Genomic DNA, 13,830 nt, shown 5'->3' with positions numbered 1-13,830 from the left:
CCGAGGAGTAGCGTGGCCACGAAGGCTAAATCCGGCAAGAAGCTCGTGATCGTGGAGTCGCCGGCCAAGAGCAAGACCATCGCCCAGTACCTGGGCGAGGGCTTCGAAGTCGATGCCTCGATGGGCCACATCCGCGACCTCCCGCAGCCCTCGGACCTCCCGGCCGAGCTCAAGAAGACCTCGGTGGGCAAATTCGCCGTCGACATCGAGCACGGCTTCGAGCCGTACTACGTCGTCTCCCCGGACAAGAAGAAGAAGGTCGCCGAGCTCAAGGCCAAGCTCAAGGACGCCGACGAGCTCTACCTCGCCACCGACGGTGACCGCGAGGGCGAGGCCATCGCGTGGCACCTGCTCGAGGTGCTCAAGCCCAAGGTGCCCGTGCACCGCCTGACCTTCCCCGAGATCACCAAGGAGGCCATCCAGCGCGCGATGGCCGAGCTGCGCGACGTCGACGAGTCGCTCGTCGACGCGCAGGAGACCCGCCGCGTCCTCGACCGGCTCTACGGCTACGAGATCTCGCCGGTGCTGTGGCGCAAGGTCGCGGGCGGCCTGTCCGCGGGCCGCGTGCAGTCGGTCGCGACCCGCCTCGTCGTCGAGCGCGAGCGCGAGCGCATGGCCTTCCGCACCGCCGAGTACTGGGACCTGACGGCGACGCTCGCGCCGGCGTCCGGAGCCGGGGCGGACGACGGCGGCGCGCGCCAGAGCTTCACGGCGCGCCTCGCGTCGGTCGACGGCAAGAAGGTGGCCAGCGGACGCGACTTCGACGACCGCGGCCAGCTCACCGCCAAGAACGCCCAGCTGCTCGACGAGGCAGCGGCCCGCGCGCTCGCCGACGGGCTCGAGGGCGCGGAGTTCGCCGTCCGCTCCGTCGAGGAGAAGCCGTACACGCGCCGTCCGGCGGCCCCGTTCACGACCTCGACCCTCCAGCAGGAGGCGGCCCGCAAGCTGCGGTTCTCGGCGCGCGTGACGATGCAGCTCGCGCAGCGCCTGTACGAGAACGGCTACATCACCTATATGCGTACCGACTCGACGGCCCTGTCCGACCAGGCCGTCACGGCCGCGCGCCGCCAGGCCTCGGAGCTGTACGGCACCGAGTACGTCCCGCGCTCGCCGCGCGTCTACGCGTCGAAGTCCAAGAACGCGCAGGAGGCCCACGAGGCCATCCGCCCCTCGGGGGACTCGTTCCGCACCCCGGCGCAGGTCGCCAAGCAGCTCTCGGGCGACGAGTTCCGCCTCTACGAGCTCATCTGGAAGCGCACGGTCGCGTCTCAGATGGAGGACGCGAAGGGCTCGACCGCGACGGTGCGCCTCGGCGCGGTCGCCGTCTCCGGCGAGGCCGCCGGGCGGGACGCCGAGTTCGCGGCCTCCGGGACCGTCATCACCTTCCGCGGCTTCCTCGCCGCGTACGAGGAGGGCCGCGACGAGGCGCGCGAGGACACCGAGAACGCAGGGAGTGCCGGGAACGCCGGGGCGCAGGCCGCCGGCGAGGGCGGCCGCCTCCCCGCGCTCACCCAGGGGCAGGCCCTCGACGCCCTCGAGCTCGCGCCCAACGGGCACCAGACCTCCCCGCCGCCGCGGTACACCGAGGCCTCGCTCGTCAAGACGCTCGAGGAGCGTGGCATCGGCCGCCCCTCCACCTACGCGGCGACCATCTCGACCATCATGGACCGCGGCTACGTGCGCTCTCGCGGCACGGCCCTCGTGCCGAGCTGGATCGCGTTCTCTGTCGTGCGCCTCCTCGAGGAGCACTTCCACGACTACGTCGACTACGACTTCACGGCGGAGATGGAGGAGGACCTCGACCGGATCGCCGCGGGCGAGCAGGCCGGCTCCGAATGGCTCAGCCACTTCTACTTCGGCGACGACGACAACCCCGGCCTGACCCGGATCGTCAACGGCCTCGGGGAGATCGATGCCCGCGAGGTCAACTCGGTCGAGATCGCCCCGGGCATCGTCCTGCGGGTGGGCAAGTACGGCCCGTACCTCGAGAAGCCGCTGCCCGAGGGCGCCCCGGAGGGCACGGTCCCCGAGCGCGCCAACGTCCCGGACGACCTCGCCCCCGACGAGCTCACGGCCGAGAAGGCGCGCGAGCTCATGGAGAGCGCGGGTCCCGAAGAGCGCGTCCTCGGCACCGACCCGCTCACCGGGCACACCGTCGTCGCCAAGAACGGGCGCTACGGCGCCTACGTCACCGAGGTGATCCCCGAGCCGACCCCCGAGCAGCTCGCCGCCCAGCCGGTCGAGTACTACAAGAACGGCAAGCCCAAGCCGCCGAAGAAGCCCGCCAAGGTCAAGCCGCGCACGGGCTCGCTCTTCAAGTCGATGACTGTCGACACGGTCACGCTCGAGGAGGCTCTGGCCCTCATGAGCCTGCCCCGCCGCCTCGGTGAGGACGCGGAGGGCAACGCCATCACGGTGCAGAACGGCCGCTTCGGCCCGTACCTGAAGAAGGGGACCGACTCGCGGTCGATCGGCAGCGAGGAGGAGATCTTCACGATCACCCTCGAGCAGGCCCTCGAGATCTACTCCCAGCCCAAGACCCGGGGCGGCCGCACTGCGACCCCGCCGCTTGCGGAGTTCGGCGAGGACCCGACGTCGGGCAAGCCGATCGTGGTCAAGGAGGGCCGCTTCGGCCCGTACATCACGGACGGGGTCACGAACATCACCGTGCCGCGCAGCACGGCCATCGAGGAGCTCACGCGCGAGCGTGCGATCGAGCTGCTCGCCGAGAAGCGCGCGAAGGGCCCGGCCAAGCGCCCGGCGTCGCGCGGCCGCTCCGGCGGAGGCCGGACGAAGGCAGGAGCGAAATGAGCGAAACGCACGGGACCAGCGAGGACGGAACAGCGACTGGGACTCCCGGAACGCCGGCGGAGGGCGACGGCGGGGTCCCCGCACACCTCGACCCCGCCCCGCTCACGGAGCTCGAGGAGGCCCTAGCGGCGGCCGCCGAGAACCAGGGCGGCGAGGGGGAGAACGCCGAGACGGCGCCGATCCTCGCGTTCCTCAACGGCCTTGTGTGCCTGCTCGTGCCCGAGCCCGTGCCGGGGGAGACAGAGTACGTCGAGCCGCTCGTCCTCACGAACGGCGAGGGCAAGCCGCTCGTCGCGGCCTTCACCCACCGCGCGAGGATCCGGCCGGACTTCCTCGAGCACGCCCCCACGGTCGTGGAGACGCAGGGGGCCCTGCTCCTGCAGAACCTCGGCACCGAGCTCGGGGTGGTCCTCAACCCGGGCAGCGCATACGGCTTCGAGCTCAGCAGCGAGCACGTGGCCGCCGTCCTGCGCGACTTCCGCCCGGCAGAGCCGGGCGAGACCGTGCCGGGAGAAGCCGTGCCGGGCGAGACCGGCTCGGGCCAGGCCGGGGAATAATAAGCTCATGCGTCTAGGCGTCCTCGACATCGGTTCGAACACCGTGCACCTGCTCCTGGTGGACGCCCATCCCGGCGCTCAGCCCGTCGCGTACGCGTCGCACAAGCGCCCGCTCTCCCTTGTGAGGTTCCTCGACGCGGACGGGAGCATCAACGAGGCGGGCCAGCGCGAGCTCGTCGACTTCGTCCAGGAGGCCTGGGCGTTCGCGGGCAGGCATCACGCGGAGGACCTCCTCGCGTTCTGCACCTCGGCGATCCGCGAGGCGACGAACGGGGAGGCCGTGCTGGACCGGGTCCAGCGCGAGGCGCACGTGATGCTCCAGGAGCTCACGGGGCCCGAGGAGGCGGCGATGACCTTCTTCGCCGTCCGCCGCTGGTACGGCTGGGGCGCCGGGACGATCCTCGACCTCGACATCGGCGGCGGCTCGTTCGAGCTCGCGATGGGCCACGACTCCCTGCCCGCCGTCGCCACCTCCGTGCCGCTCGGAGCGCAGCGCCTCACCCGGGACTGGCTGCCCGAGGACCCGCCGAGCGCCAAGAGCATCAAGGACGTGCGGCGCTACATCCGGGAGACGCTCAAGCCCGTGGTCAAGGACTTCGAGCCCTTCGGGCCGCCCAACCTCGTCACCGGGACGTCGAAGACCTTCCGCTCCCTCGCCCGCATCTCCGGGGCGGCGCCGTCCGCGGCGGGCCCCTACGTCCGCCGCATCCTGACCCGCACGGACCTCGGCCTGTGGGCCCAGCGCATCTCGGCCATGGCCGCCTCGGACCGCATCCACCTCCCGGGCGTCTCCGAGGCTCGCGCCCGGCAGCTCCTCGCGGGGGCCCTCGCGGCGGAGGCCGCGATGGAGCTGTTCGAGATCGAGGAGCTCGAGATCTGCCCGTGGGCGCTGCGCGAGGGCCTCATCCTCCGCCGCCTCGACCAGCTCGTCTTCGAGGGCCCGCTCGAGCCGCCGGCGCACATCGAGCCCATCGCGAGCGAGCGGCTCAGGGCCGCGCGCCTCCACCCGTCGAGGGCGCGCGCGTGACGGGCGCCGAGCAGATGCCGGCAGAGCAGATGCCGGCAGAGCAGATGCCGGACGGACACACGCCGTTCGGGCGGACGTCCGGGGGCCAGAGAGCGGCCGGGACCGAGGGGGAGCAGATGCAGGACGTGGTCAGCGATGAGGTCCTCGACCGACACATCCCCGTGGCCCTCTCGAGCGCGTCCGTGTACCCGCTGAGCATCCACGACGCGTTCGCGGTGGCCTCCGACCTCGGCTTCGACGGGGTCGAGGTCATGGTCACGAACAACGCCACAAGCCAGAAGGCGGACGAGCTCATCCATCTGGCCGAGCGCTATGGCCAGCCGATCGTCTCGATCCACGCACCGACCCTCCTGCTGACCCAGCAGGTCTGGGGGCCGGCGTGGAACAAGATCAGCCAGTCGTGCAAGATGGCGCTCGAGGTGGGCTGCGACACGATCGTCGTCCACCCGCCGTTCCGCTGGCAGGGCGCCTACGCGGAGACCTTCGCCCACGGCGTGCGGGACCTCGCGGACGCGTTCGGCGTCCGGATCGCCGTCGAGAACATGTACCCGTGGCGGGTCCGCGGTCGGGAGACCCTCGCGTACCTGCCCCACTGGGACCCGGTCGGGCAGGGGTACCGCGACGTGACCTGGGACTTCTCGCACGCCGCGACCGCGCGGGAGGACAGCCTCGCCGCGCTCAAGGCCCTCGGAAGCACCGTGCGGCACGTGCACCTCACCGACGGCTCGGGCCGGACCTTCCGCGATGAGCACCTCGTCCCCGGCCGTGGCACGCAGCAGGTGGCCGAATGCCTCCAGTACCTCGCGGGCAACGGCTTCGAGGGCGCCATCGTGGCGGAGATCAGCACCCGCAAGGCGCGCGGGGCGGGGGACCGGGAGCGTCTGCTCGCCGAAACCCTCGAGTTCGCCCGCACGCACCTCGGGCAGACCGTCACGCGCTAGGGGTTTTAAACGCAGAACGCCGGGACGGTATAGCAGGAAACATTGGGGGGAAATCTCCTGCACCGCCCCGGCGTCTGGGACCAATCCGGAGAACCGGACGGGCCCATCACTCGCACCTAATGAGTGGTTCCACCATACGCCCGGCGTCTGGGAGGATGCCACGGTTTTGGCTGGGAGTACCCTGTGAGACCGGGCCGGAGGGGCCGCCCCGAAGCCCCGGAAAGCGGGAAGGGCGCCGGCAGGCGGGAGGTGTGAACCAACCCGTGCTGCCGGCGCCCTGTGCAGCGGATCCGGGGAGACCCGCCGCTTCCATCACTCGCACCCTGTGAGGTAGTCCCCACTCTAGGAAGCGCCTATGGGAGGACCCCGGGCGATTCATGGGAGCAAGCTGGGAATGCGAGCCGATGCCCCGGCTGGCAGGATGGGGGCATGACCAACAAGATCGCCTTCCTCGGCTGCGGATCCATGAACGAGGCCATCATGTCGGGCCTGCTGGCCTCGGGGGTCCATGCGACCGACGTCGTGGCCACGGTGCGCCGCTCCGAGCGGGCCGCCCAGCTCGCCGCGAAGCACGGCGTCACCGTCATCGCCACGAGCGAGGAAGAGGAGGCGAACCTTGAGGCCGTCCGCGGCGCCGGGGTCGTGATCCTCGGCGTCAAGCCGGTTGGCATCGCCGACCTCGCGGCGTCCATCGCCCCGGCGCTCTCCCCCTCGACCGTCGTCGTGAGCGTCGCCGCCGCCGTGTCGATCGCCCAGCTCGAGCGGGCGCTCCCGGAGGGGCAGCCCGTGATCCGCACGATGCCCAACACCCCCGCGCGCGTGGGCCGCGGCGTCGTCGCCCTCGCCGGCGGGACGCACGCGGGTCCCGAACATGTAGCCCGCGCGACCGAGCTGTTCTCCGCCGTCGGCTACGCGGTGACCGTGCCCGAGGACCAGATCGACGCCGTCTCCGCCGTGAGCGGTTCGGGCCCGGCCTACGTCTTCTACCTCGCCGAGGCGATGGCCGCCGCGGGGGAGGCTCTTGGCCTCGACCCGGAGCTGTCCCTCATCCTCGCGCGCGAGACCGTGGTGGGGGCGGGCCTCATGCTGGCCGAGCCCGGCGCCGACCCGACGGCCCTGCGCCGCGGGGTCACGAGCCCGAACGGGACCACCGAGCGCGCCATCGCCGTCTTCGACGAGCGCGGGCTGCCCGGCATCGTCGCCGACGGGGCGAAGGCCGCGACGGCGCGCAGCCAGCAGATCACGGCCGAGCTCGGCTGATCGCCCGACCCGAGCATCGGTGAGGTGAGGTCGTGCGCGCCGAACCGCACCCCATCACGGGCCAGCCCTTCGACTCGCCGGTGCCTCCGGGGGCCGGGTGGCCCGGCGACCCCGCGACCGCAGAGACGCCCGTCGCCCGCTCGGCGTCGGACGTCGCACGCCTCGCGGCGGCCGCGACGACCGTGGAGGAGGTCGACGCGCGGAGCTCCGTCTGCCGAGGATGCCCGCGCCTCGTCGAGTGGCGGGAGGCCGTGGCCGTCTCGGGCCGCCGCGCGGCCTTCGCGGCCGAGCCCTACTGGGGGCGGCCCGGCCCGTCCTTCGGGGACCCCGCGGCGCGGAAGCTCATCGTCGGACTCGCGCCCGCGGCCAACGGCACCAACCGCACGGGCCGGATGTTCACCGGCGACCGCTCCGGCGACTGGCTCTACGCCGCCCTCCACCGCACGGGCTACGCGAGCCAGCCCGTCTCGCTCGCCGCGGGGGACGGCCTGGTGCTGACAGGGCTCCGCATCCTCGCCTCGGTGCGCTGCGCCCCGCCCGCGAACCGGCCCACCCCGGCCGAGCTGGCCGCGTGCGGGCACTGGCTCGACCGGGACCTCGCCCTCACGGCGGCGTCGCCGCAGGGGCTCGACTCGGTGCTCGCGCTCGGCGGCATCGCGTGGAACGCCGTGCTCGCCGCGGGGCGGCGCCTCGGGTGGGACGTGCCGCGGCCCAAGCCCGCGTTCGGGCACGGGGCCGAGGCGCTGCTCGGCCTCCAGGGCGAGGGCCTCTCGGGGCGAGGCGCCGTCCGGCTCCTCGGCTGCTACCACGTGAGCCCGCACAACACCTCTACGAAGCGCCTCACCGAGGAGATGCTCGACGCCGCCCTGCTGCGGCTGTGAGGTGCCTGCGCCCCTCCTACGGCCTCGCGGCGAAGCGCTCGAGGAGGTCCACGTGGCCCGAGACGATGAGCATGTCCCGGCTGCTGACCTTGGTGTGCGGCTGCGCGTAGGTGAAGTCCTCGCCCGGGCTCTTCACGCCCACGATCGTCACGCCGTACTTCGAGCGGACCTGGGACTCCGCAAGCGTGAAGCCCTGGGTCTCCTTCGGCGGGTACATCTTGACGATCGCGAAGTCGTCGTCGAACTCGATGAAGTCCAGCATGCGCCCGCTCACGAGGTGCGCCGCACGCACGCCGGCGTCCGCCTCGGGGTAGATCACGTGGTTCGCGCCGATGCGGGTGAGGATCTTGCCGTGCGAGGGCGTGATCGCCTTGACCCAGAGGTGCTCGATGCCCAGGTCCACGAGGTTCGCCGTGATGAGCACCGAGGACTCGATCGAGGTCCCCACGCCGACGACGGCGGACTGGAACTCCTGCGCGCCGAGCTGGCGGAGCGCGTCGATGTTGGTCGCGTCCGCCTGCACGACGTGGGTCAGGGTCCCGGACCACTTCTGGACAAGGGACACGTCCCGCTCGATCGCGAGGACCTCCCGGCCCTGCTTGACGAGCTGTTCGGCGGTCGCCGAGCCGAACCGGCCGAGCCCGATGACGAGCACCGGCGCCGAGGGGTGCGGGCGGCGGGTCGACGGGCTGGTGGAGGGACTGGGGCTAGCCAATGATCGGCCTCTCTTCGGGGTAGTGGTAGAGCTGGATGCGCTGCCGGACCGTCAACGCCGACGCGAGCGTGATCGTGCCCAGGCGGCCGGCGAACATGAGCGCCGAGAGGACATAGGCGCCCGCGGGCGGGGCCTCGGCGCTCAGGTTCGTGCTGAGCCCGCAGGTCGCGAACGCCGAGATGACCTCGAACATGATCCGGTCCAGGGGCTCGGCCGTGATGGCGGCCATGAGGAAGCAGCCGACGAGCACCATCGTCGCGCCAGCGACCATGACCGAGATCGCGACGCGCAGGGCACTCTCGGGGATCGTGCGGCCGTAGGCCTTGACGTCGGCATCGCCGCGCACCTCCGCCATGATGGCCAGGAACATGACGGCGATCGTGGTGACCTTGATGCCTCCGCCCGTCGACGCCGAGCCCCCGCCGGCGAACATGAGGGCATCGGTGAGCAGGAGGGTCGTGCCCTCCATCTGGTTCTGATCGACGAGGTTGAATCCGCAGGAGCGGGTCATGACGGAGGCGAAGAGGGCGTGCAGGATCTTGTCCCCCGCCGTCATGCCCGCGATGGTGCGCGGGTTGTCCCATTCCATCCAGCCCCACAGGATGGTGCCCAGGCCCACGAGGATCGCCGAGACCTGGATCGTGAGCTTGACGTGCAGGCTCCAGCGCGACCAGCGCAGCCCCGCCTGGCGCAGGCCGAGGATCACGGGGAACCCGAGCGAGCCCACGAACCCGCCGATCATGAGCGGCACGAGGATCCACAGGTCCTCCTCGTACGGGACGATCCCGTCCGAGTGCGGGGTGAACCCCGCGTTGTTGAACGCGGAGATCGAGTAGAAGACGCCGTGCCACAGCGACTGCCACCAGCCCTCGCCCAGCACGAGGAACCGGCCTGTGAGGACCACCGCGAGCGTCCCCTCGATCACGACCGACGTCACGATCACGACGCGCAGGAGCTCGCCGACCTCGCCGAGGCGGCTCGAGTTGTTCAGCGCCTCCTGGGCGATGAGCTTGCTGCGAAGGCCCAGCCGGCGGGACACCATGAGGGTCAGGAGCGAGGCGATCGTGAGCGTGCCCAGACCGCCCACGAAGATCCCGAGCAGGATCACGAGCTGCCCGAAGAACGTCCAGTGCACCGCCGTCGAGACGACCGTCAGGCCCGTGACGCACACGGCGGAGACTGCGGTGAAGAGGGCCTGATGGAGCGGGGTGACCTCGCCGTTCGCGGCCGAGATCGGCAGCGAGAGCAGCGCGGTGAAGACGAGGATCACGGTGGTGAACGCGAGCATCGCGAGGCGCGCCGGCGACGAGGCCGCGACGCGGTCCACGAAGTCGCGCAGGCCCGTGAGGGGACCGAGCCCCTCGCGCTCGGGCGCCGGCTCCCACACCTGGGGTGTCTGGGCCATGGGGTACGTGTCCCTCCGACATCCTCGCCGCCCGGGGGCGGCCACTATCTGTCTCAGTAAACCACTCGCACGCCCCTGTCGCGGCACCGTTGGCACGACGGCGCCCGCCCGCCGTCGTCGGCATCGCGCCGGCTGCCTGTGGCCGGTCGGGTAGCCTTGCAGCATGTCCGATCCCGCAGCGCAGCCGGAGGCCGCCGGCCTCCCCGGCGCCGCACCGGGGGACGGGCACCGGACCCGTGTCGCGTGGAGCGAGGAGCTGCTCGCCTACGACTTCGGCCCCGGGCACCCGATGAACCCCGCGCGGCTGGACCTCACGGCCCGCCTGTGCCGCGACCTCGGCCTCTTCGGACACCCGGCCGTGCACGTCGCCGCTCCGCACGTTGCGGACGACGCCGAGCTGGGCACCGTGCACACGTCCCAGTACATCGCCGCGGTGCGCCGCGCGAGCGAGGACCCGGCGCGGGCCGACCCGCTGCGGGGACTCGGCACCGAGGACGACCCGGCCTTCGCCGGAATGCACGAGGCGGCGGCCCGGATCGCGGGCGCGTCCCTCGAGGGGGCCGAGGCCATCCTCGACGGATCGGCCCTCCACGCCGTGAACTTCGCCGGCGGGCTGCACCATGCGGCGGCGGACCGGGCGAGCGGTTTCTGCATCTACAACGACGCCGCGGCGGCGATCCGGCGGCTCCTGGACGGCGGGGCCGCGCGGGTTGCCTACATCGACATCGACGCGCACCACGGCGACGGCACGCAGGCCATCTTCTGGGACGAGCCGCGCGTCATGACCATCTCGCTGCACGAGAGCGGCCTGAGCCTCTTCCCCGGGACGGGCTTCGCGAACGAGACCGGCGGGCCCGACGCCCCGGGGACGGCCGTCAACGTCGCCCTCCCCGCGGGCACCGGCGACGCCGGATGGCTGCGCGCCTTCCACGCGACCGTCCCGCCGCTCGTCGAGTCGTTCCGGCCCGACGTGATCGTGAGCCAGCACGGCTGCGACGCGCACGGCCTCGACCCGCTCACGAACCTCGCAGTCTCGGTGGACGCGCAGCGCGCGGCCGCCCTGACCATCGCCTCGCTCGCGCGTCGATTCTGTGAGGGCCGCTGGCTCGCCACGGGCGGCGGGGGGTACGAGGTGGTCGAGGTCGTGCCCCGGGCGTGGGCGCACGTGGTGGGGATCGCCGTCGGGCGCCCCGTGCAGCTCGGCGCGCCGACGCCGCCCGAGTGGCGCGACTACGTCCGCGAGCGGTACGGCCGCACGGCGCCGGCGGTGATGGGGGAGGGCACGGACCTGTGGTGGCGCTCGTGGGACATCGGGGTCAACCCGAACGACGCCCTCGACCGGTCGGTCATGGCCACCCGCAAGGAAGTCTTCCCGCTCCACGGGCTCGACCCGTGGTTCGACTGAGGCGCCACGCACGCCGCCGCGGCCGCCCGAGGTTCGGGCTGCCCGTCACATACCGAGGAATGAGTAGGCTGGGGACATGGTGACAGACATCTTCGCCGTCATCGCGGACCGGACGCGCAGGGACATCCTGGACACGCTGCGCACGGGCGACAAGGCGGTCGGCGAGCTGGTCGAGGCCCTCCAGGCCAGCCAGCCCACGGTGTCCAAGCACCTCAAGGTCCTCCGGGACGCGGGCCTCGTCACGACCCGCGCACAGGGCCAGAAGCGCTTCTACACGCTGCGCCTCGAGCCGCTCGGCGAGGTCGGGGGCTGGATCGAGGGGCTGCGCACGACGGCGGGGTCCCCGGACGCCGCCGCCTCGTCGGCCGCCGAGGACGGCGCGGAGGCCGCGGCCCACGAGAGCGTGGTCCTCGACGCCCCGGCCGTTGCGCAGCCTGTGTCGGCTGCCGGAGCGGCCGCCGGCGAGAGGCAGGCCGCCCTCATCGGGGAGCGTCCGGCGGCTGCTTCCGCGGGTGCCCGGGCCTTGGAGGCCGACGGCGGGGGCGAGCCGGCCGCCGTCGTGCGCGCCGCGAGCGGGGCGCCTGTCGTACCCGCGGCGACCTCCGGGCCCATCGGGCCGGCGGCGGGGGACGAGAGCCGCCCGGCACAGATCCAGCGGACGGTCGAGCGCACGGTCGAGCGGGCCGCGGCACGGGCGACGGAGCTCATGGCCAACCTGCCGAAGTTCGGCCGGCGCCGGTAGCGCCCGTTTGCTGGGAAACGTCAGGCGCGCGGTGCGGCGATCGCCGTCGTGAGGCGGTGTGCCTCGGCCATGAGGAGCTCGCCGAGCTCCTCGCGGCGGCCCGGGCGGAAGCGCGGCTCGATGCCCGTGAGCGAGAGCGCCCAGGCCGGGCGGCCCGCCGGGTCGAAGACCGCGGCCCCGAGGCCGTAGGAGCCCTCGACGATGAGCCCCGGGTTGACCGCGTAGCCGAGCTCGCGCGTCTCGGCCAGCCGCTCGCGCAGCGGCCCCGCGGCGTGGGTGGGCCCGAAGCGCGCGGTGCGCTCGCCGTCGTCCTCGATGATCGGCCCGGCCTCCTCCTCGGGCAGGAACGCGAGGATCACGAGCCCGGCCGAGGCGACGCCGAGCGGGAACCGCACGCCCTCGTAGAGCACGAACGAGCGGACGGGGAAGCTGCCCTCCTCGCGGGCCAGGCACACTGTCTCGTCGCCGCGGCGGATCGAGAGGAACGCCGACTCCCCCGTGGCCTCGGCGAGGCGGCGCAGGGCGGGACGGGCGAGGTGCTCGACGGCGAAGCGGCCCGCGGCGACCGTGCCCATGACGTACAGCTCGGGGCCGAGGTGCCAGCGGCCCGTGGCCTCGTCGAGGTCGAGGAGCCCCTCGGCGGCGAGGGCGCGCAGGAGGCGGTGGACGGTGGGGCGGGTCAGGCCCGACGCGCGGACGATCCCCGCGAGCGAGAGCCCGGTGCCGCCGGTGCGGGCCACGATGCGCAGCAGCTGGGCCACCCTGCCCACGACCTGCGTGCCCTGCACATCCGCCACGAGTCCCCTTTCCCGCCGTCGGACTACTGGAGGAGAGTCTAGGCGGGCTACTTCTCCTCGGGCGGATCGCCCCGGTGTTGCCGCAGCGCGCGGCCCGCCTCGAGGTCCTCCTCAGCCTTCTCGTGCTTCTTGTCCAGGACCTTCGTGTCCTTGGGCGGCAGCTGGAGCTCGTCCTCGGCCTCGATGCCGGCCTGGAGCTGGCGGCCGCGCTCGAGCTCGGCGTCGATCTCCGCGCCGAAGAGCAGGGACATGTTCAGCAGCCACAGCCACAGCAGCAGGATCACGACGCCGCCGAGCGCGCCGTACGTCTTGTTGTAGTTGGCGAAGTTCGCCACATAGAACCCGAAGCCGGCGGTCGCGATGATGAACACGACGAGCGCGATCGCCGAGCCGACGCTCATCCAGCGGAACTTGGGTTGGCGGACGTTCGGGGTGAAGTAGTACAGGACCGCGATGAGCGCGATCGCGAGGGCGAGCGCCACGGGCCACTTCGCGATGTCCCACACCATGACGGTGGCGGCACCGAGCCCGATCACGGAGCCGACGGCCTCGGCCACGTCGCCGCTGAGCACGAGCATGGCCGCGATGACGGCGACGACGATGATCGAGAGCGCCGTCACGCCGAGCATCGTGCCGCGCAGCTTGACGAACCCGCGGCCCTCCCCGATCTCGTAGATCCTGTTCATTGCCCGGCTGAACGCGCCGACGTACCCGGACGCCGACCACAGGGCGCCCGCGACGCCGCCGATGAGCGCGAGCCCGGCCGCCGGGCTGTTGACGAGCTCCTCGAGGGGACTCCGCAGGGTGTCTGCCGTGGTGCCTGGGGCGATGCCCTCGACGATGTCCATGAGCCCCGACACCGTGGTCTGGGCCTGCCCGAAGAGTCCGAGGAGGGACACGAGCGCCAGCAGGGCGGGGAAGAGGGACAGGATGCCGTAGTAGGTCAGCGATGCCGCGAGGTCGGGGCACTGGTCATCGCTGAACTCGCGGAACGTCTTCTTGGCGATGTACTTCCACGACGGCTTGGTGATCTCCCGGAGTTCGTCCGGCTTCGCGCCGTCGTCGGGGTGGGGAGCCTGATGCCCCTTCCGGGCCGTCTCGGCCGCGTCCTGCTGCTGCTCGCTCACGGATCACTCCTCTGCTCGCTTGCAGGGAATCGATCCCCCGGACAGGGCGTGTCGAAACCAGCGATCTGGCTGCCTGGCCGGGACCGGAGCGCCGCTTGAGGGCCTGGAGGAGGCATCCTCCGGCCCACCCCGATGCGGGGTCACCTTCCAGCGTTGCGGGGT

Annotated in this window: 12 protein-coding genes; 8 read left to right on the top strand and 4 right to left on the bottom strand. The window is 72.3% G+C overall.

Translation table 11 applies throughout. The features are described from left to right. Positions 1–12 precede the first annotated feature (12 nt). The 6 genes from topA to ACUYMY_RS14770 all read left to right on the top strand — a co-directional run bounded on the left by topA (position 13) and on the right by ACUYMY_RS14770 (position 7,477). On the top strand, positions 13–2,811 hold the full coding sequence (gene topA / locus ACUYMY_RS14795; protein WP_481704289.1) for a type I DNA topoisomerase: 2,799 nt from the start codon (positions 13–15) through the stop codon (positions 2,809–2,811). Next, complete coding sequence (locus ACUYMY_RS14790; protein WP_481704288.1) at positions 2,808–3,368, top strand: SseB family protein; 561 nt, start codon at positions 2,808–2,810, stop codon at positions 3,366–3,368. The genes topA and ACUYMY_RS14790 overlap by 4 nt, the downstream gene beginning before the upstream one ends. 7 nt (positions 3,369–3,375) lie before the next feature. Further along, positions 3,376–4,395: a Ppx/GppA family phosphatase gene (locus tag ACUYMY_RS14785; RefSeq protein ID WP_481704287.1), complete on the top strand. Its 1,020-nt coding sequence runs from the start codon at positions 3,376–3,378 to the stop codon at positions 4,393–4,395. Between the two features lie 116 nt (positions 4,396–4,511). Continuing rightward, positions 4,512–5,336, top strand: a complete 825-nt coding sequence (locus ACUYMY_RS14780) for a sugar phosphate isomerase/epimerase family protein (protein WP_481705070.1) — start codon at positions 4,512–4,514, stop codon at positions 5,334–5,336. Positions 5,337–5,765: 429 nt separating this feature from the next. Then, positions 5,766–6,596 carry a pyrroline-5-carboxylate reductase gene (gene proC / locus ACUYMY_RS14775; RefSeq protein ID WP_481704286.1) on the top strand — a complete coding sequence of 277 codons (831 nt, stop codon included), beginning with the start codon at positions 5,766–5,768 and terminating at the stop codon, positions 6,594–6,596. 32 nt (positions 6,597–6,628) lie between these two features. Continuing rightward, complete coding sequence (locus ACUYMY_RS14770; RefSeq protein WP_481704285.1) at positions 6,629–7,477, top strand: uracil-DNA glycosylase; 849 nt, start codon at positions 6,629–6,631, stop codon at positions 7,475–7,477. A 16-nt stretch (positions 7,478–7,493) separates the two neighbouring features. Here the strand turns inward: ACUYMY_RS14770 and ACUYMY_RS14765 are convergent, their stop codons facing one another. Further along, positions 7,494–8,132 (bottom strand): potassium channel family protein, encoded by a 639-nt coding sequence (locus ACUYMY_RS14765; protein WP_077489106.1) that lies wholly within the window; start codon positions 8,130–8,132, stop codon positions 7,494–7,496. A 52-nt stretch (positions 8,133–8,184) separates the two neighbouring features. Then, positions 8,185–9,597, bottom strand: a complete 1,413-nt coding sequence (locus tag ACUYMY_RS14760; RefSeq protein WP_481704284.1) for a TrkH family potassium uptake protein — start codon at positions 9,595–9,597, stop codon at positions 8,185–8,187. 289 nt (positions 9,598–9,886) lie between these two features. On the opposite strand from ACUYMY_RS14760, the gene ACUYMY_RS14755 reads away from it, so the two are divergent. Beyond that, positions 9,887–11,002, top strand: a complete 1,116-nt coding sequence (locus tag ACUYMY_RS14755; RefSeq protein WP_481705069.1) for an acetoin utilization protein AcuC — start codon at positions 9,887–9,889, stop codon at positions 11,000–11,002. 76 nt (positions 11,003–11,078) lie between these two features. Next, a complete protein-coding gene (locus ACUYMY_RS14750; RefSeq protein ID WP_481704283.1) occupies positions 11,079–11,744 on the top strand; it encodes an ArsR/SmtB family transcription factor in 666 nt (221 codons plus the stop codon). 20 nt (positions 11,745–11,764) lie between these two features. On the opposite strand, the gene ACUYMY_RS14745 is transcribed toward ACUYMY_RS14750, so the two are convergent. Together ACUYMY_RS14745 and ACUYMY_RS14740 are read right to left on the bottom strand one after the other, a co-directional pair. Next, a complete protein-coding gene (locus ACUYMY_RS14745; RefSeq protein ID WP_481705068.1) occupies positions 11,765–12,532 on the bottom strand; it encodes an IclR family transcriptional regulator in 768 nt (255 codons plus the stop codon). A 56-nt stretch (positions 12,533–12,588) separates the two neighbouring features. Further along, on the bottom strand, positions 12,589–13,668 hold the full coding sequence (locus ACUYMY_RS14740) for a YihY/virulence factor BrkB family protein (RefSeq protein ID WP_481704282.1): 1,080 nt from the start codon (positions 13,666–13,668) through the stop codon (positions 12,589–12,591). Positions 13,669–13,830: the final 162 nt, after the last annotated feature.

The organism is Sinomonas sp. T428B, from assembly GCF_056780155.1.
Note: the sequence above shows the minus strand (reverse complement) of the source record. Positions and strands in the feature narration are given on the sequence as shown.